The organism is Micromonospora sp. NPDC047527 (assembly GCF_040643015.1).
Classification (GTDB): domain Bacteria; phylum Actinomycetota; class Actinomycetes; order Mycobacteriales; family Micromonosporaceae; genus Micromonospora.
Window position 1 is genome coordinate 674,096 of the sequence record NZ_JBEYTK010000001.1, and the last position, 17,835, is coordinate 691,930.

14 protein-coding genes are annotated in these 17,835 nt (G+C 70.6%); 9 read left to right on the forward strand and 5 right to left on the reverse strand.

The annotated features are described in order from the left end of the window. The first annotated feature begins 115 nt into the window (after window positions 1-115). Both ABZ808_RS02840 and ABZ808_RS02845 read left to right on the forward strand, forming a co-directional pair. Window positions 116-523, forward strand: coding sequence for a nitroreductase family deazaflavin-dependent oxidoreductase (locus ABZ808_RS02840; RefSeq protein ID WP_357000015.1), 408 nt, complete (start codon window positions 116-118; stop codon window positions 521-523). A gap of 272 nt (window positions 524-795) precedes the next feature. After that, entirely contained in the window at window positions 796-1,524 is a 729-nt protein-coding gene (locus ABZ808_RS02845; protein ID WP_357000019.1) for a VOC family protein, read from the forward strand. Window positions 1,525-1,549: 25 nt separating this feature from the next. Here the strand turns inward: ABZ808_RS02845 and ABZ808_RS02850 are convergent, their stop codons facing one another. Then, the gene (locus tag ABZ808_RS02850; RefSeq protein WP_357000021.1) at window positions 1,550-2,410 is read right to left on the reverse strand and encodes a PhzF family phenazine biosynthesis isomerase; all 861 of its coding nucleotides are present in this window, start codon (window positions 2,408-2,410) and stop codon (window positions 1,550-1,552) included. A 207-nt stretch (window positions 2,411-2,617) separates the two neighbouring features. Between ABZ808_RS02850 and ABZ808_RS02855 the strand changes: the two genes are divergently transcribed. Continuing rightward, window positions 2,618-3,559 carry a nucleoside hydrolase gene (locus ABZ808_RS02855; protein ID WP_357000024.1) on the forward strand — a complete coding sequence of 314 codons (942 nt, stop codon included), beginning with the start codon at window positions 2,618-2,620 and terminating at the stop codon, window positions 3,557-3,559. 52 nt (window positions 3,560-3,611) lie between these two features. Here the strand turns inward: ABZ808_RS02855 and ABZ808_RS02860 are convergent, their stop codons facing one another. From ABZ808_RS02860 to ABZ808_RS02870, 3 genes are all read right to left on the reverse strand, one after another. Beyond that, window positions 3,612-4,796, reverse strand: coding sequence for a cellulose binding domain-containing protein (locus ABZ808_RS02860; protein ID WP_357000027.1), 1,185 nt, complete (start codon window positions 4,794-4,796; stop codon window positions 3,612-3,614). Window positions 4,797-5,057: 261 nt separating this feature from the next. Further along, the gene (locus ABZ808_RS02865) at window positions 5,058-6,062 is read right to left on the reverse strand and encodes an acetylxylan esterase (RefSeq protein WP_357000029.1); all 1,005 of its coding nucleotides are present in this window, start codon (window positions 6,060-6,062) and stop codon (window positions 5,058-5,060) included. 13 nt (window positions 6,063-6,075) lie between these two features. Next, window positions 6,076-7,110: a LacI family DNA-binding transcriptional regulator gene (locus ABZ808_RS02870; protein ID WP_357000032.1), complete on the reverse strand. Its 1,035-nt coding sequence runs from the start codon at window positions 7,108-7,110 to the stop codon at window positions 6,076-6,078. 310 nt (window positions 7,111-7,420) lie between these two features. Between ABZ808_RS02870 and ABZ808_RS02875 the strand changes: the two genes are divergently transcribed. The 6 genes from ABZ808_RS02875 (at window position 7,421) to ABZ808_RS02900 (ending at window position 16,443) form a co-directional block, all read left to right on the forward strand. Beyond that, window positions 7,421-9,820 (forward strand): glycoside hydrolase family 3 N-terminal domain-containing protein, encoded by a 2,400-nt coding sequence (locus tag ABZ808_RS02875; RefSeq protein ID WP_357000034.1) that lies wholly within the window; start codon window positions 7,421-7,423, stop codon window positions 9,818-9,820. 10 nt (window positions 9,821-9,830) lie between these two features. Next, entirely contained in the window at window positions 9,831-10,820 is a 990-nt protein-coding gene (locus ABZ808_RS02880; RefSeq protein WP_357000037.1) for an ABC transporter permease subunit, read from the forward strand. Further along, window positions 10,817-11,725: a carbohydrate ABC transporter permease gene (locus ABZ808_RS02885; RefSeq protein ID WP_357000040.1), complete on the forward strand. Its 909-nt coding sequence runs from the start codon at window positions 10,817-10,819 to the stop codon at window positions 11,723-11,725. Before ABZ808_RS02880 ends, ABZ808_RS02885 begins: the two co-directional genes overlap by 4 nt. Before the next feature lie 52 nt (window positions 11,726-11,777). Beyond that, complete coding sequence (locus ABZ808_RS02890) at window positions 11,778-13,415, forward strand: extracellular solute-binding protein (protein ID WP_357000042.1); 1,638 nt, start codon at window positions 11,778-11,780, stop codon at window positions 13,413-13,415. A 212-nt stretch (window positions 13,416-13,627) separates the two neighbouring features. Then, the gene (locus ABZ808_RS02895) at window positions 13,628-14,314 is read left to right on the forward strand and encodes a DUF624 domain-containing protein (RefSeq protein WP_357000044.1); all 687 of its coding nucleotides are present in this window, start codon (window positions 13,628-13,630) and stop codon (window positions 14,312-14,314) included. Next, window positions 14,311-16,443 carry an alpha-glucuronidase gene (locus tag ABZ808_RS02900; protein WP_357000046.1) on the forward strand — a complete coding sequence of 711 codons (2,133 nt, stop codon included), beginning with the start codon at window positions 14,311-14,313 and terminating at the stop codon, window positions 16,441-16,443. The genes ABZ808_RS02895 and ABZ808_RS02900 overlap by 4 nt, the downstream gene beginning before the upstream one ends. A 15-nt stretch (window positions 16,444-16,458) precedes the next feature. Here the strand turns inward: ABZ808_RS02900 and manD are convergent, their stop codons facing one another. After that, the gene (gene manD / locus ABZ808_RS02905) at window positions 16,459-17,667 is read right to left on the reverse strand and encodes a D-mannonate dehydratase ManD (protein ID WP_357000049.1); all 1,209 of its coding nucleotides are present in this window, start codon (window positions 17,665-17,667) and stop codon (window positions 16,459-16,461) included. Window positions 17,668-17,835: the final 168 nt, after the last annotated feature.

Consider the following 17,835-nt stretch of genomic DNA (forward strand, 5'->3'; position numbering starts at 1 on the left):
CGGTTCTCCGCGCTGCTGCTGATGGCTCGTTGGTGCGTGGTCGCGGTGTCACGCCCCGGGCCGAGACTGTCAGTATCGTGTTGAGGAAGCCGATTCGCGGAGGCAAGGAGAAGGCATGAGCGACTGGAACGACAAGATCATCGCTGAGTTTCGCGCCAACGGTGGGCAGGTCGGCGGCCAGTTCGCTGGCGAGCCGCTGCTGCTGTTGCACACGGTCGGCGCCAAGAGCGGCCAGCCTCGCGTGAACCCGATGATGTACCAGAAGGTGGACGGCGGCTACGCCGTGTTCGCGTCCAAGGCCGGTGCGCCCACCAATCCCGACTGGTACTACAACCTGCTCGCTCATCCGCAGGCCCGAGCGGAGATCGGCACCGACAAGGTCGAGTTGGTCGCCAGAGTTGCCGCCGGGGACGAGCGGGAGCGGATCTGGACCGCGCAGAAGACCGCGTATCCCGGCTTCGCCGACTACGAGCGGAAGACCACCCGCCAGATCCCAGTCGTCGTGCTGGAACCTGCGCCGTAGGCAGAGACGGTACAACCCGGTGCCGCTTGTGCGGGCCACGCCGCTGATTAGCGCATATCCGCCGCCGACCGTGCACACGGCACGGCAGCGGGTGGGTGTCGCCTCGCTGTGGAGGGCACCTCCGGCGTACCCCGAACGCCTGAGCCGCCCGCCGCGTCCGCTGCGACCTACCCTGGCCCTCCCGGACGCGGGAGCTGTCGGCAACGTCCGCCCATGTCGAGATCGGTACGGCTGATCCTGTGACGTGCCGGGCTGCCGTTAACATCGTCGGCATGGCAACGCGGCTCGTTCAGATCAACATGAAGGCTCGGGACGACTCGGCGCTCGGCGGTTTCTGGGCGGAGGTGCTCGGCTGGGACGTTTCCAGTGAGGGACCCGGCGTGACCAACCTCGAACCCGAGGGCTTCGTCTACCCCGACCCCGTCGCTGTCTGCCTCGACCTCGTCCTCTCCCCGGAACCCAAGACGGTGAAGAACCGCGTACACGTCGACCTCGCCACCACCTCGGTGGCCCATCAGGCGGAGGTGGTCGCGCGCCTGAGGGATCTCGGCGCGACACCCACCGACGTGGGCCAGGGCGACGTGCCGTGGACGGTCATGGCCGATCCGGAGGGCAACGAGTTCTGCGTGCTGGACCCCCGACCGCTCTACCGGGACACCGGACCGATCGCCGCGGTGGTGGTCGACTGCGTGGACCCGCGAGTCATGGCCCGCTTCTGGGGCAGCGCGATGGACTGGACCCTGCACGAGGTGACCGACGACAAGGCGGTGCTGCGCTCCGCCAAGGGCGTCGGCCCATATCTGGAGTTCATCCGCACGCCCGAGGTGAAGACCGTGTGGAACCGTGTCCACCTCGATGTCCGCCCGTACCCGGGTGGCGACGTGGAGGTCGAGGCGGCCAGGCTGCGGGCTCTCGGCGCCACCGCCATCGACCTGGACGTGCCGTGGACGGTCCTCGCCGACCCGGAGGGCAACGAGTTCTGCCTCCTCGCTCCAGGCTGACCCAGACCGGGCGGTGAAACCTAGGTCAGACCCCGCTCGCCAGGACGTCAGGAAGGGCAACGGCGGTGCCGGTCACCGCGATCCCGCTTCCGGCTTCGGCGGGGATCCCTACCGTGAGAAGGCTTGGACGGCCCATGTCCTGGCCCTGCCGCACGGTGACCGTCGCGGGCGGTGTCACCAGGTGCAGCTCGCGCAGATAGCCACCCAACGCCGCGGCGGCCGCACCTGTCGCGGCGTCCTCGACAACACCACCGGGTGGGAACGGGTTGCGCGCGTGGAACACCAGCGGGGACTCGCGGTAGACCAGGTCGATGGTCGTCCAGTCGCGCTGGGCCATCAGGCTGCCCAACGCCGCCATGTCGTAGTCCAGGTTGGCCAGGCGTTGCCGGCTCGCGGCGGCCACGATGGGATGCCATGCTCCGGCGAACGCGACCCGCGGCGGCAGCGTCGCGTCGAGGTCGTCCAGCTCCCAACGCAGCGCGTCGAGCAGCGCCGCAAGGTCGCCGGGGGCGATGGGTCTGCTCTGCGGTTCGACGCTGATCAGCGTGGCGGTGGTGGCCCCGTCCGCCCGCACCTCGGTGGAGACCTCGACCAGGCCGGCGCGGGTGTCCAAACGCAAGGCTCCCGGACCGTGCCGCTCGGCGTAGGCAACTGCCGACGCGATGGTCGCGTGGCCGCAGAAGGGGACCTCTGCCTTCGGGCTGAAATAGCGCACCGTGAAGTGCCCATCGCGGCCAGGAACGAGGAACGCCGTTTCGGAGTACCCGACCTGGGCCGCCACCCGCTGCATCTCCGCGTCGTCGAGCCCGGTGGCATCCAGGACCACACCAGCCGGGTTGCCACCGGCTGGATCGGCGGTGAACGCGGCGTACCGCAGGATCTCCATGATCAGGATTCTAGCTCCGTAGGTCGTGGGCGAACCTGGCTCATCGTTGGTCGCCGTCGGTGATGGTGTACTCGCGCCGCCGCAAGGGCACCCAGCTTCGGGCGGGCCGCCCCAGCGGTCAACACGATGCGACGTGTCCCTGCCCCTGCCGACGGGTCAGATGAACCTGCGCCGGCAGCTCATGATCGAAGCGATAGGGTCCTGCGCGTGACGCGCCCCGTGCTGCTCGACTGTGACCCCGGCATCGACGATATGGTGGCCATCCTTACGGCGGTGGCCAGCCCGGAGGTGGAACTTGTCGGGGTCACCACCGTCGGCGGCAACGTCGGAATCGACACCACCACCCGCAACGCGTTGGATGTGCTCGCGCTGGCCGGCCGGGCCGACATCCCGGTGGCCCGCGGGGCGGACCGACCGTATCTGCGCTCATTGAGCGACCGCGCCGCGTCGGTGCACGGAGACAGCGGGCTGGGCGGCATCACGCTGCCGACCTCCGGCGTCGGTCCGATCGAGGCCACCGCGCTGGAGTTGATCGTCGAGACGGTACGGGCCGCCACGGAACCGGTGACGCTGGTCGCGACCGGACCCCTGACCAACGTGGCGCACCTGTTCGCGGTGCACCCCGACGTGGCATCGCGGTTGGCCCGGCTGGTGGTCATGGGCGGCTCGATCGGCGCCGGCAACCGAACGCCGGCCGCCGAGTTCAACATCTGGGCCGACCCGGAGGCCGCCTACCGAGTGCTCACCGAGCCGGGGCTACCCCGGCCGGTGCCGACCACGCTGGTCGGGCTGGACGTCACGTACCGCACCGCCTACGGTCCGGACGACCTGCACCGGCTCCGCGCGGCCGGCAGAGTGGCCGCTCTCTGCGCGGACGCGCTCGAGTACTACCTCTCGGCGTATCGGCGGGACCACGGAACGGACGTCGTACCGCTGCACGACCCGCTGGCGATGGCGGAGGCGATCCGGCCCGGCCTGGTCACCGCCGACCCGGCGTACGTCGAGGTGGACACCACAACCGGGCCGAGCCGTGGCAACACTCTGGTGGACCTGCGCGGCCTGCACGGCCCGCCGACCGTCGAGATGGGGGTGGACGTCGATGTGCCATCCGCGTTGGAGTTCATCACGAGTCGGCTGGCGATCCTGTGAGCTGGACGCGGTGCCGGGCAGCCCGTTGCTGCCCGGCACCGCGACGGGATCGTCAGGCGACCGCGCAGGCGGCGCCGTTGAGGGTGAAGGCGGACGGCCTGCCGGAGTTGCCGGTGTGGGTGGCCTGGAAGCCGATGTCGACCGTCGTGTTCGGAGTGATCGTGCCGTTGTAGGAGACGTTGCGGGCGGTCACCGCCCCGCTCGACGGCGAGTACGTGGCGTTCCATCCGCCGGTGATGGCCTGGCCGCTCGGCAGCGTGAACGCCAGCGCCCACCCGTTGACCGGGGCGCTGCCCGTGTTGGTCACCGAGATCGACGCGGTGAGGCCGTTGTTCCAGGCGTTGACCGTGTACGCGACCCGGCACGCACCGGCCGGCGGCGGCGTGCTCGGCGGGGGAGTCGTCGGCGGGACGGTGGTGGGCGGGGGAGTCGTCGGCGGGACGGTGGTGGGCGGAGGCGTCGTCGGCGGTGTGTCGCCGCCGATGCTGCCGGGCACCGAGCGGAGCGCGTCGTACCAGGCGACGGCCATCTTGCGGTAGCCCGTGGCGTTGGGGTGGACGCCGTCGGCGAGATCGCTCAACGTCAGGGCGCGGTACATGTCGACCAGGTGGACGCGTTTGCCGGCGGCGGCCCGGGTCTGCACGATCCCGGGGATCGCGGCGTTGTATGCCCGGACCTGGTTGTCCGCACCGGATTTCGGCACGATCGTCGCGACGAACACGTCCGCGTTCGGGGCGGTGTTGGTGATCTTGTCGACGAGTGCGGCAAGCCGGCCCGGAGCACCGGAGGTGTCGCCGTACATGTCGTTGGTGCCGATGTGCAGCAGCACCGTCCGGGGGGTCGTCGCCCGTAGCCAGTTGACGACGTTGGCGTCGATCTGGGCGATGGTCCAGCCGGAGTGCCCCTCGTGGTCGTGGTCGCCGAGGCTGGCCGGGCCGTTGAACTGGGAGCCGACGAAGTCGATCCGGTATCCGCCGGTCGTGAACCGCTGCCAGAGTTCGATGCGGTATCCGCCGGCGACGTTGAAGCCGTCGGTGATCGAATCGCCCAGCGGCATCACGCGTACCCCGCCGTTGGATTCGGCGCTGGCGGGCATGGTCGCCACCGGGACGGCGGCGGCCACGGCCGCGACGGCGGCCAGGGCCGCCCACCACAGGCGAGCCCGTCGGGGCCTCGGCGTCGTGGCGGGCGTCGCGGGTGCGGGGGGAACCGGGTGGTCGAGGTAGGGACTGCTCATGAGGGCTTCCTCCGGTGGTGGGGGAGCGTGCGCCAGCAGGGCGGCGCCGCGACGGCGCCACCATTTCGCGGTACGCGTGGATCAGCTGGCAGGACGGCCAGGAACCCGGACGTCAGCACTGGTGGTCGACGCTGCCTGTGCCGCTGGTCATCGACGGGCCGGCTGCGACGGATCGATGGACCGCGACGGGAGTGTGCCCTGCACCCCGTCGGACGCACGATAGCGTGTTATCGCTAACAAGGGCAATCGATCGACATCGCGCTATGGCTGTGTCACGGCCGGTTCGAGCGTCGACGCCAGCCAGCGCAGCTGCCGTCGGACGTGGACGGCCTCACCGCCCTCGTGACCGTTGAACGGGTAGACGTGCATCTCCCGCTCCGGCGGTACGGGCCGGCCGGTCGCGGCGCCGTACTGGTTGTAGGCGGCGAAGCCGGTGCTCGGCGGGCAGACGGTGTCGCGCAGGCCGATGCCGAAGTGCGCCGGAGCCGTGGCCCGGCGGGCGAAGCTCACCCCGTCGACATAGGACAACGTGTGCCGCACGGCTTCCTCGGCCTCCCGGTGCACCGACAGGTAGCGGGCGATCTCCCCGTACGGCGAGGCGTCGCTGAGCGCGATGGCCCGCTGCACGTCGCAGAGGAACGGGGCGGTGGTCAGCACCGCCGTGAGGTCGCCGACGAGACCCGCCACCGCCAGAGCCAGGCCGCCGCCCTGACTGTTGCCGACCACGGCGATCCGGCCTCCGTCGACTCCGGGCAGCGCGCGAGCCGCGTCGACGGCCCGGACCGCGTCGGTGATCAGGCGTCGGTAGTGGTAGTCGTGCGGGTCGAGGATTCCCCAGGTGGCGGGCCAGGGGCCGCCGGGTGCGCCGTGCGGGTCGGTGGTGTCGCCGGCGCCGTACTGCCCGGCCTGCCCCCGGTTGTCCATCAGCAGGTGGGCGTACCCGGCGACCGGCCAGGTCAGCCGCTCGTGCGGCAGGCCCCGGCCACGCCCGTAGCCGGCGTACTCGACAACGGTGGGCAGCGGGTCCGCAACGCCCGCCGGACGCGTATACCAGGCCCGCACCGGGTCACCTCCGTAGCCGGCGAACGTGACGTCCCACGAGTCGAGCAGGCGCAGGTCGGTGGGTTCCGGGCGAACGTCCACGAGCGCCGGACGGGCGGACGCCGCGGCGAGGGTGTCGCGCCAGAACCGGTCGAAGTCGTCAGGCTCGACGACGGTTGGCGCGTAGCGCCGCAACTCGTCCAGGGCGTGGGCGGGCTCGGGCATGGCTCCTCGCAGGTCAGCGCGGGTGGGCGGGCGGGGCGGTGCTCTCCCGTACGACCAGCTCGGTCACCAGGTCGATCCGGCTGGTCGCCGGCTCGTTGCCGTTGGCCAGGTCGAGCAGCATCTGGGTGGCGATGCCGGCCATGTCGCCCAGCGGCTGGTTGATCGTGGTCAGCGCGGGGTCGGTCCAGGCCGAGACAGGCAGGTTGTCGTACCCGATGACCGAGAGGTCCTCGGGCACTCGCAGGCCGCACTTGCGGGCGGCCCGGAGCACCCCCATGGCCTGGATGTCCGAGCCGGCGAAGATCGCCGTGGGTCGGTCCGGTCGGCTCAGCAGCCGCAGGCCGTGGGCGTGCCCGGCGTGCGCGGAGAAGCTGCCGTAGCTGACCAGTTCGCGGTCGACGGCGACCCCGGCCTCCTCGTGGGCGGAGTGGAAACCGGCGGCGCGGGCCCGGCTGCACAGCATGTCGGTTGGCCCGGAGATGACGGCGATCCGTCGATGGCCCAGCTCCAGCAGGTGCCGGGCGGCCAGCAGGCCGCCGTTGAAGTTGTTCGAGCCGACGGTGGGCACCGAGGCGGAGGTCGCGCTGTCGGTGTCGACGACGACGAACGGGATGCCCTGCCGCCGCAGCTGCTGCTGCTGGCTGTCGGTCAGGTGGCAGAGCACGAGCAGCACGCCCAGGGGGCGATCGGCGAGCAGCGTGTCCAGCCACCGCGACGGCGGTCGGTGTGCGCCGCCGAGTTGGGACACGGCGAGGCCGATCCCGGCGGCGGCGGTCACCGCCTCGGCCCCGCGCAGAATCTCCAGCGCCCAGCCGGTGTCGAACTCGTGGAACACCAGATCGATCCGGCGCTGGCCGGTCGACGGCCGCCGGTTGCGGCGCTGGTACTGGTGGCGGTCGAGACTCGCCTCGACCCGGGCCCTGGTGGCGGGGGCGACATCCTCGCGTCCGTTGAGGACCTTGGACACCGTCGCGACCGACACGCCCACGTCGTTGGCGATCGTCGCGATGGTGGAGGCGGGTGGGTCGAGCGGGCGGTGCTCTGTCATCGCAGCCTCTACAGCGTCCGAAAATTTCGGAAGACCATAACACGATCGATTGGGCCGGCCGACGCACGAGATTCGGGTTGCTCGATCTCTGCCACTGGCCCACCTCTCGGATCGCGGATCGTGCTGGTCGGCTCAACCGGCTGGGTAGCGGGGGATCCATCGTCACATCGAAACTCTTGACACGCTTAGGCGGTGCACTTAGGTTGCCGAAAAGGTTACGCGGGTTTCCGGAAAGTTTCGGATCGCGGTCACCCGTCACGAACCGATCCCGCGAGGGTGCGGGATGTGGCCGGAGCTAAGGGGTCTCGGCATGAGAAACGACGTGCCCGTCGACGGCGCACCGGCGTCCCACGACGCCACACCGTGGCGTGACGCGCGGCTGTCGCCGGTCGAACGGGCCGAGGCGCTGTTGCCGCTGATGTCGCTGGAGGAGAAGCTCGCCCAGCTCGTCGGGGTCTGGGTGGGCGCCGACGCATCCGGTGAGGGCGTCGCCCCGCACCAGGCCGACATGCTCGACGAGCTGCCGCCGTGGAGCACCGTCATCCGGCACGGGTTGGGCCAGCTCACCCGGCCGTTCGGCACCGCACCTGTCGACCCGGTGCTCGGCGCCCGGTCGCTTGCCGCGTCCCAGGCGCAGATCGTGGCCGCCAGCCGGTTCGGCATCCCGGCGCAGGTGCACGAGGAGTGCCTCACCGGCTTCGCGGCCTGGCGGGCCACCGTCTACCCGACCCCGCTGAGCTGGGGCGCCTCGTTCGACCCGGAACTGGTCGAGGAGATGGCCACACGGATCGGCCAGTCGATGCGCGCCGCAGGCGTGCACCAGGGGCTCGCCCCGGTCCTGGACGTCACCCGCGACTACCGCTGGGGACGCACCGAGGAGACCATCGGCGAGGACCCGTACCTGGTGGGGACGACCGGCGCGGCGTACGTGCGGGGCCTGGAGGGCACCGGCGTGGTGGCCACGCTGAAGCATTTCGCCGGATACTCCGCCTCCCGGGGAGGGCGCAACCTCGCGCCGGTGCCGATGGGCCACCGGGAGCTGGCCGACGTGATCCTGCCACCGTTCGAGATGGCCCTGCGGCTCGGCGGCGCCCGCTCGGTGATGAACTCCTACGCCGAGATCGACGGTCTGCCCGTCGCCGCCGACGAGGAACTGCTGACCGGGCTCCTGCGTGACGAGTGGGGCTTCACCGGCACCGTGGTCGCCGACTACTTCGCCGTGCGTTTCCTGCAGACCCTGCACGGGGTGGCCGAGCGCCCCGCCGACGCCGCCGGCCTCGCCCTGCGGGCCGGGATCGACATCGAGCTGCCCACCGTGGACGCGTTCGGCGCCCCGCTGCTGGCGGCGGTCCGCGCCGGTGAGGTCGACGAGGCGCTGATCGACCGGGCGGTGCGGCGGGTGCTCATCCAGAAGATCGAGATCGGTCTGCTCGACGACGGTTGGCGGGAGCTGCCCGACGACGTGGCGAGCCTGCGACTCGACGACGAGGCCAGCCAGGACGTCGCCGTACGACTGGCCCGGGAGGCCATCGTGCTGCTGCGCAACACCGGCGTGCTGCCGCTGCCCGCCGGTCGTCGGGTGGCCCTCGTCGGCCCGCTCGCCGACGACCCGATGGCCATGCTCGGCTGCTACACCTTCCCCAACCACGTCGGCGTCAACCACAGCGAGTACGGCCTCGGCGTGGACATCCCCTCGCTCCGCGACGAGCTGGCCCGACACGTCCCGCACCTCAGCTTCGAGCCCGGCTGCGCCATCACCGGCGAGGACACCTCGGGCATTCCCGCCGCGGTCGCCGCGGCGGTGGCCGCCGACGTGTGCGTGCTCGCCGTCGGCGACCGGGCGGGCATGTTCGGCCGGGGCACCTCCGGGGAGGGCTGCGACGCCGTCGACCTGGCGCTGCCCGGGGTGCAGGCCGACCTGGTCCGGGCCGTCCTGGCCGCCGGCACCCCGGTCGTGCTGGTGCTGATGACCGGCAGGCCGTACGCGCTCGGCCCGGAGTTCGACGCGGCGGCGGCCGTGGTGCAGGGGTTCTTCCTCGGACAACGTGGCGGGCAGGCGCTCGCCGAGGTGCTCACCGGAGCGGTGAACCCGTCCGGGCGGCTTCCGGTCAGCGTGCCCCGCGACGCGGGCGGCCTGCCGGGCACCTACCTGGCGCCACCGCTGGGGCGCCGCAACAAGGTCTCCTCGATCGACCCGACGCCCGCGTACCCGTTCGGCCACGGGCTGAGCTACACGACCTTCGACTGGTCCGGCGCGGCCGTCGTCAGGCCGGCGGACGACGTGTACGACGACGCGGCCGAGACGGTCGCCTGGCCGGTCGACGGCGAGGCGCGGGTACGCGTCACCGTTCGCAACACCGGTTCCCGGCCCGGCACCGAGGTGGTGCAGCTCTACCTGCACGACCCCGTCGCGCAGACGACCCGGCCGGTGACGCGGCTCGTCGGCTACGCCCGGGTGCCGTTGGAGCCCGGCGCGGCGGCCGACGTGACGTTCGGCGTACCGGCCGATGTCGCGTCGTTCACCGGGCGGGCTGGCCGGCGCGTCGTCGAGCCCGGCGCGGTCGAGCTGCGGTTCGGCCGCTCCAGCGGCGACACGGTGGCCGCCCTCGCGTTACGGCTGACCGGCGAGGAACGCCAGGTGGGCCACGAGCGGGAGCTGCTCACGGCAGTGCGGATCGAGCACCTTCTGGCCGTCCCGCAGTCCGCATAGGAGTCCGAGGATGACCTCCGGGACGTTACGGCCGCCGCCAGCGCCGCCTCCCGCTCCGGCGGCGGCCCCCGCGCCCGCCCCGCGTGCTCCGCGACGTCGCCGAACCTGGCGGCAGGCGTTGCGCCGGGACTGGCAGCTCTACTCGCTCGCCGTCCTGCCGCTGCTGTTCTTCCTGGTCTTCCGGTACCTGCCGATGATCGGGAACGTCATCGCGTTCCGCCGGTTCAAGCCGGGCGGCAGCATCTTCGGTGAGTACTGGGTCGGGCTGCGGTACTTCCGGATGTTCCTCACCGACCCGACGTTCTGGGAGGTCTTCACCAACACGCTGGTGCTCGGGACGCTGACCCTGCTGTTCTGCTTCCCACTGCCGATCGTGTTGGCGCTCCTGCTCAACGAGGTGCGTGCCCGGCGGTTCAAGCGGTTCGTCCAGTCGGTGTCCTACCTGCCGCACTTCCTGTCGATCGTGATCGTGGCGGCGATGGTCATGCAGCTGACCTCGATCGACGGCACCGCCAACCAGCTCGTCCGGCTGTTCGGCGGCGATGCGGTGGCGTTCCTGCAACAGCCCGAGTGGTTCCGCACCATCTACGTCTCGTCCGAGGTCTGGCAGACCGTCGGCTGGGGCACCATCCTCTACCTCGCGGCCCTCACCACGATCGACGAGGACCTCTACGAGGCCGCGCGGATCGACGGTGCCAACCGGCTGCGGCAGACCTGGCACGTGACGCTGCCCGGGATCCGGCCGACGATGGTGACCCTGCTGATCCTCAACATCGGCAGCTTCATGGCGGTCGGGTTCGAGAAGATCCTGCTGCTCTACAACCCGCTGACCTACCCGACGGCGGACGTGCTCTCCACGTACCTGTTCCGGATGGGCTTCCAGTCCAGCAACTTCAGTTACGCCGCCGCGATCGGTCTCTTCGAGGCCGTGATCGGGCTGGTCCTGGTCCTGTCGGCGAACCTCATCTCCCGTCGCACGGTGGGGACGAGCCTGTGGTGACCCTCGGTACGAAGGCGGACGCCCCGACGACGCGCGGGCCGGTGGACAGCCGGGGCTACCGGATCTTCCGGATCGTCAACACGGTCGTCCTGACCGGCGTGGTGATCGTGACGCTCTACCCGTTCCTCACCATCGTGGCCCGCTCGCTCAGCGAGGAGGCGTACATCATCGCCGGGAAGGTGAGCCTGGTCCCGCGCGGGTTCGACCTGACCTCGTACAAGCTGGTGATGTCCGACGCGATGTTCTGGACGAACTACCGCAACACCGTCGTCTACACGGTCGTCGCCACGATCATTTCGATCGTCCTGACCACCTGCTACGCGTACGTGCTGTCGAAGCCACAGCTCAAGGGGCGCGCCGTCCTCGTCGGCGTCGCGCTGTTCACCATGTTCTTCTCCGGCGGTCTGATCCCCAACTACGTGCTGGTCACCAGCCTGGGGATGAAGAACACCATCTGGGCCATCGTGATCCCCAACGCCATCAGCGTGTTCAACCTGTTGGTGATGAAGGCGTTCTTCGAGAGCCTGCCGACCGAGTTGGAGGAGGCCGCGGCGGTCGACGGGCTGAACACGTACGGCATCCTGCTGCGCATCGTGCTGCCCCTGTCGAAGGCGATCATCGCCACGATGGTGCTCTTCTACGCGGTCGCCTTCTGGAACTCGTGGTTCACCGCGTTCCTCTACATCGACCGGCAGGACCTGCTCCCGGTCACCGTGTACCTGCGCAACCTGATCGCGGGCGCCACCAGCGCCGAGTCGGCCGCCGCCGACGCGGACAAGGTCCAGGCCGCGGCCACGCTCCAGGCTGTGACGATCGTGCTCACGACCCTGCCGATCCTGGCGGTCTATCCCTTCGTCCAGCGGTACTTCGTCCGTGGCGTGATGCTCGGCGCGGTCAAGGGCTGAGCCACGCACGTCGCAGCGCTCCACCCCCCACCCCCCACCGAAAGGACCAGCCATGCTCCACCAGACGTGGCGCCGCGTGGCGTTAGCCACCGCGGGTCTGCTCGCGCTCAGCCTGACCACCGCCTGTTCCGAGGATCCTGCCGAGTCGTCGGACCTCTCGGAGAACCGTGCCGGCGCGATGGCCAACTATGGTGTCGGCGACCAGTTCAAGGCCACCGAGGCGCTCTCCTTCTCCACCCTCTACAACAACCACACGTTCTATCCGCTCAAGGAGGACTGGCCGTTCTGGTCCGAGTTGACCAAGCGGACCAACGTCACGATCGAGCCGGTGGCGGTCCCGCTCAGTGACTACGAGCAGAAGCGCAGCCTGCTGATCGGCGCCGGGGACGCCCCGCTGATCATTCCGAAGACGTACCACCCGCAGGAGAACGCGTTCGTGTCCTCCGGGGCGATCCTCCCGGTGAGCGACTACCTGGACCTGATGCCCAACCTCAAGGACAAGATCGCCAAGTGGAACCTCAAGCCGGAGATCGACAACCTGCGGCAGTCCGACGGTAAGTTCTACCTGCTGCCCGGCCTGCACGAGAAGCCCACGCAGGACTACACGGTGCTGGTGCGCACCGACATCATGCAGGAGCTCAACCTGGCGACCCCGAAGACCTGGGACGACCTGTACGCCGTGCTCAAGGCGATGAAGGCGAAGTACCCGAACGTCTATCCGTACTCCGACCTCTTCAGCAAGCCCAACCCCACCGGCGCCCTGCTGAACATCCTCGGCTCGGCCCACGGCACCCAGGCTGGCTGGGACTACCAGCACGCCACCTGGGACCCGGCGGCGAAGAAGTTCAACTACACCGGCGCGTCCGAGCAGTACAAGCAAATGGTCACCTTCCTGCACAAGCTCGTCGCCGAGGGCCTGCTCGACCCGGAGAGCTTCACCCAGACCGACGACCAGGCACGCCAGAAGCTGGCCAACGGCAAGTCCTTCGTGGTCACCGGCAACGCGCAGACCCTAGTCAACAACCACCGCCCCGACCTGGCCAAGACCCTGCCGAACGCGAAGATGGCCAAGATCCCGCTGCCGATCGGCCCGGCCGGCGAGGTCAACCCCTTCCCCCGGCTGGAGAACGGCATCATGATCTCCACGAAGGCCCGGGAGAGCAAGAACTTCGTCGCCATGATGCAGTTCATCGACTGGTTGTGGTATTCGGACGCCGGCCTGGAGTTCGCGCGCTGGGGCATCGAGGGCACGACCTTCACCAAGGACGCGTCCGGGAAGCGCTCGCTCAACCCCGGCGTCGACTTCCTCGGCCTCAACCCGAAGGCGCCCAAGCACCTGCAGAAGGACTTCGGCTTCCAGAACGGCGTCTTCGCCTACGGCGGTTCCCCCGACCTGGTCCGCGGGTTCTTCTCCCCGGAGGAGTTGGAGTTCCAGAAGGTGATGGACGCCCGCACCCCGAGGCTGGTGCCGCCGCCCGCCCCGTTGACCGACGAGGAGCGCGAGCAGGTGTCGCTCTGGGAGACCCCGCTGAAGGACTTCGTCACCCAGAACACGCTCAAGTTCGCCCTGGGCCAACGGCCCCTCACCGAGTGGGACGCGTACGTGGCCGAGCTGAAGGCCAAGAACTCCGACCAGTACATCGACATGGTCAACAAGGCGTACGAACGGTTCCAGAAGAGCAACGGCTGATCAGCGGGGAGCCCGGTCGGGCGGCTGATCGCGGCCCGACCGGACTTCCCGGCGACCACCGGCCGGCGCGGTGCGCGTGCCCCGCCCGCCGCCGGCCAGGACGACCAGAGGACAGCGATGCCCATCACCGGTCCCGACCAGGCCACCGGCCGGCTCACCGACGCCGGGCGGCGCTGCGCGCTGCCGCCCGCCGCCGACCGGGCGGAGCAGCGGTGAGCACCGCCCACGCCTGGCGACAGTTCGGCGACGGGCCACTGTCGCGGATCACCTCCCGCGTCTACGTCCTGCTCGTCGTCGAGCTGCTGCTCCTGCTCACCACCCTGCCCGGCCTGCTCCCGTTGCTGCTGCTGGGCCGCGACCCCAGCAACCTGCCGCTGGTCGCGGTCCTCCTGCTGCCGGTCGGCCCCGCGATCTCCGCCGCCCTGTACGCCCTGCGGCACCAGCGCCCCGACCTGACCGACCTGCGGCCCGCCGCCCTGTTCTGGCGCGGGTACCGGGCCAACCTGTCCGAGGTGCTGCGCGTCTGGGTGCCGACGCTGCTGTGGCTGACCGTGCTCGCCGTGAACCTCGCCTACCGCGACGCGGTCGGCCTCGCGGCCTGGTGGGCGGTGCCGCTGCTCCTGATCGCGGTGGGGGTGACGCTCTGCGCGGCCAACGCCCTGGTCGTCACCTCGCTGTTCGACTTCCGCACCCGCGACGTGCTCCGGCTGGCCGTGCACTTCCTCGTGCGTACCCCCGGTGTCACAGTCGGCAACGCCCTGCTGCTGGCCGCGGCGGCCGGGATCACCGCGGTCCTCTCCGAGGCGGTCCTGGCGATGCTCGGTTCGATCGCGGTCCTGGCGTTCCTGCGGGTCGGCGATCCGATGGTCCGGCTGATCCGCAAGGAGTTCACCTCGTGAGCGCACCGGAGTCCGTAAAGCTGGAGGAGCCGATGTTCGTGGCGGACCCGCTGGACGTCGGGGAACCCCGCGTGCACGCCGCCTGGCTGCCACCGGAGGCGTTCCGGTCGCTCGGCGCGCGCCGCGTCCTCGTGCACGGCGACGGGCCGCTCGTCGACACCGTCCTCGACGAGGTGGCCCGCGCCTGCGCCCGCTACGGCGGACGGATGTGGCACTCCCCGTCCTGGGACGTGGACGTCGATCTGGTGCTGACGCTGCGCGGCGCGGGCGAGCTGCCCAGCTCGACGGCGCAGGGGGCGCGGGCGGCGGGCGAGGCGGCGCTGACCGAGGACGGCCGGACGCTCGGCGACGAGGGGTTCCTGCTGGCGCGGGCCGGTGACGTGACGGTCGTGCTGGCCGACGCGCCCGCCGGCCTGCTGTACGGGCTGTTCCACGTGGTCCGGCTCTGCGCGGCTGCCTTCGACCCGGCCCGCCCGCCGGAGCTGCACCGGCCCGCACTGCGCCGCCGGATGCTGAACCACTGGGACAACGTGGCCGTGCACCCGGTGATGGGCCAGGTCGAACGGGGGTACGCCGGTGGCTCGATCTTCTGGCGTGACGGCCTTCCGTGCGGCGACCTGTCCCGGATCCGGTCGTACGGGCGGCTGCTGGCGGCCAGCGGGGTCAACGCGATCTCGGTGAACAACGTCAACGTGGGGCGGACGGAGGCGCGGCTGCTCACCGACCGGATCGGTGACGTCGCCGAGATCGCGGACGTCCTGCGTCCGTACGGCATCCGGGTGCACCTGTCGGTCACCTTCGCCGCGCCGGTGGTCCTCGGCGGTCTGACCACCGCCGACCCGGCCGACGAGGCGGTGCGGGCGTGGTGGGCCGACACCACCCGGGGGGTGTACGAGCGCATCCCGGATTTCGGCGGCTACCTGGTGAAGGCGGACTCCGAGGGGCAACCCGGCCCGTTCACCTACGGCCGGGACCACGCCGACGGGGCGAACCTGCTCGCCGAGGCCCTCGCCCCGCACGGGGGAGTGGTGCACTGGCGGGCGTTCGTCTACAACCACCACCAGGACTGGCGGGACCGGTCCACCGATCGGGCGCGAGCCGCGTACGACCACTTCACGCCGCTCGACGGGCGGTTCCGTACCAATGTGGTCGTGCAGGTGAAGTTCGGCCCGGTGGATTTCCAGGTGCGCGAGCCGGTCTCTCCGGTGCTCGCCGCGATGCCCGCCACCCGGCTCGCCGTGGAGGTGCAGGTCACGCAGGAGTACACGGGTCAGCAGCGGCACGTCTGCCATCTCGGCCCGTGGTGGAGCGAGGTGTTGCGGTTCGCGCCCTGGGGCCCCGACGGGCGGACGATCGCCGACATCGCCATCGGGGAGGCGGGGGAGGGCGGCGGCCTGGTCGCCGTTGCCAACACCGGCGACGACCCGTTCTGGACCGGGCACCCGCTGGCGCAGGCCAACCTGTACACGTTCGGTCGGCTCGCCTGGGATCCCCGGCTGGATCCTCGGGCCGTCCTCGACGAGTGGATCACGCTGACCTTCCCGCCGTCGGCGACCGCCGATCCGGAGCCGGTGCGACGGACGCTGCACGAGATCATGGACGGCTCCTGGCGCACCTACGAGCGGTACACCGCCCCGCTGGGCGTCGGCTTCATGGTCCACCCGGGTGACCACTACGGGCCCGACGTCGACGGGTACGAGTACTCGCGGTGGGGCACCTACCACTTCGCCGACCGCGACGGCGTCGGCGTGGACCGCAGCCGCGCGACCGGCACCGGCTTCGCCGGCCAGTACCCGCCGTACTGGGCGGACGTGTACGAGTCGCCCGAGCGGTGCCCGGACGAGCTGCTGCTCTTCTTCCACCACGTCCCGTACGGGCACGTCCTGCACAACGGCTCCACCGTCATCCAGCACATCTACGACACCCACTTCGCGGGAGTCGAGGAGGTGGAGGCGATGCGGCGGCGGTGGCAGACGTTGAACGGGATGATCGACCCGGCCGTGTACGTGCGGGTGGCCGAGCGCCTCGACGAGCAGGTGCGTTCGGCCACCGAGTGGCGGGATCAGATCAACACGTACTTCCTGCGCAAGTCCGGGGTGCCGGACGCGCGGGGTCGGCGCATCTACTGACCCCGCTGCCCGCGCTCACCAGGGGTGCACCGTGCCGTCCTCCAGGCGGTTCACCGGCAGGTACGCCGGGGTGTACGGGTACCGGGCCGCCGCCTCCTCGTCGATGTCCACCCCGAGGCCGGGGGTCTCGGCGGGGTGCAGGTAGCCGTCGGCGTAGTGGTACCCGTGGGGGAACACCTCGTCGGTCTCGGCGGTGTGCCGCATGTATTCCTGTAGACCGAAGTTGGGGATCGAGATGTCGAGTTGGAGCGCGGCGGCCATGCAGACCGGTGAGAGGTCGGTGGCGCCGTGCGAGCCGCTACGCACGTGGTGCAGCGCCGCGAGGTCGAAGATGCGGCGCAGGTGGGTGATCCCGCCGGCGTGCACGACGGTGGCCCGGATGTAGTCGATGAGCTGTTCGCGGATGAGCGAGGCGGCGTCGAAGATGCTGTTGAAGACCTCGCCCACGGCGATCGGGGTGGTGGTGTGCTGCCGGATCAGCCGGAAGCCCTCCTGGAGGTCGGCGGGGACCGGGTCCTCCATCCAGGTCAGCGCGTACGGCTCCAGGCTGCGACCGAGCCGGGCCGCCTCGATCGGGGTGAGCCGGTGGTGCACGTCGTGCAGCAGCCGCAGGGTGGGGCCGAACTCATCGCGGACACGGGCGAACACCGTCGGCACGTGCGCCAGGTAGCGGGCGGTGGACCAGGTGGCCTCGCTGGGCAGCGCCGCGTCGGCCGGCTCGTAGAAGAGCTTGTCGGCGCTGACCCCGTACGTCTGGGGCAGGCCGGGCACGCCGCACTGCACCCGCACCGCCCGGTAACCGAGGTCGTGGTAGCGGGCGACCTCCACCAGCACCTCCTCGACGGACTCGCCGTTGGCGTGCCCGTACACCGTGACGCCCTCGCGGGACCGGCCGCCGAGCAGTTGGTAGACCGGAAGACCGGCGACCTTGCCCTTGATGTCCCACAGGGCGGTGTCCACCGCCGCGATCGCGCTCATCGTGACCGGCCCGCGCCGCCAGTACGCCCCCTGGTACAGGTACTGCCAGGTGTCCTCGATCCGCGCCGGATCCCGGCCGATCAGCAGCGGCGCCACGTGGTCGCGCAGGTATGACGCGACGGCCAACTCCCGACCGTTGAGGGTGGCGTCCCCGACGCCGGTGACGCCCTCGTCCGTGACGATCTTGAGGGTGACGAAGTTTCGGCCCGGACTGGTCACGATGACCCGGGCGTCGACGATCTTCACTCGATCTCCTTCGTGCCCACGGGTCGGGTGTGGACGCCGCAGGGGGGTGGCGCGAGGGATGGGGCACGTGCGATGTGCCTATCGGGAACGTCCCGATAATAGCCCTCTCCAGGTCGGCGGTAACCGACGTCGGGTAGCCGCCCTGGTGTGCAGGTCGCCCGCAATCCG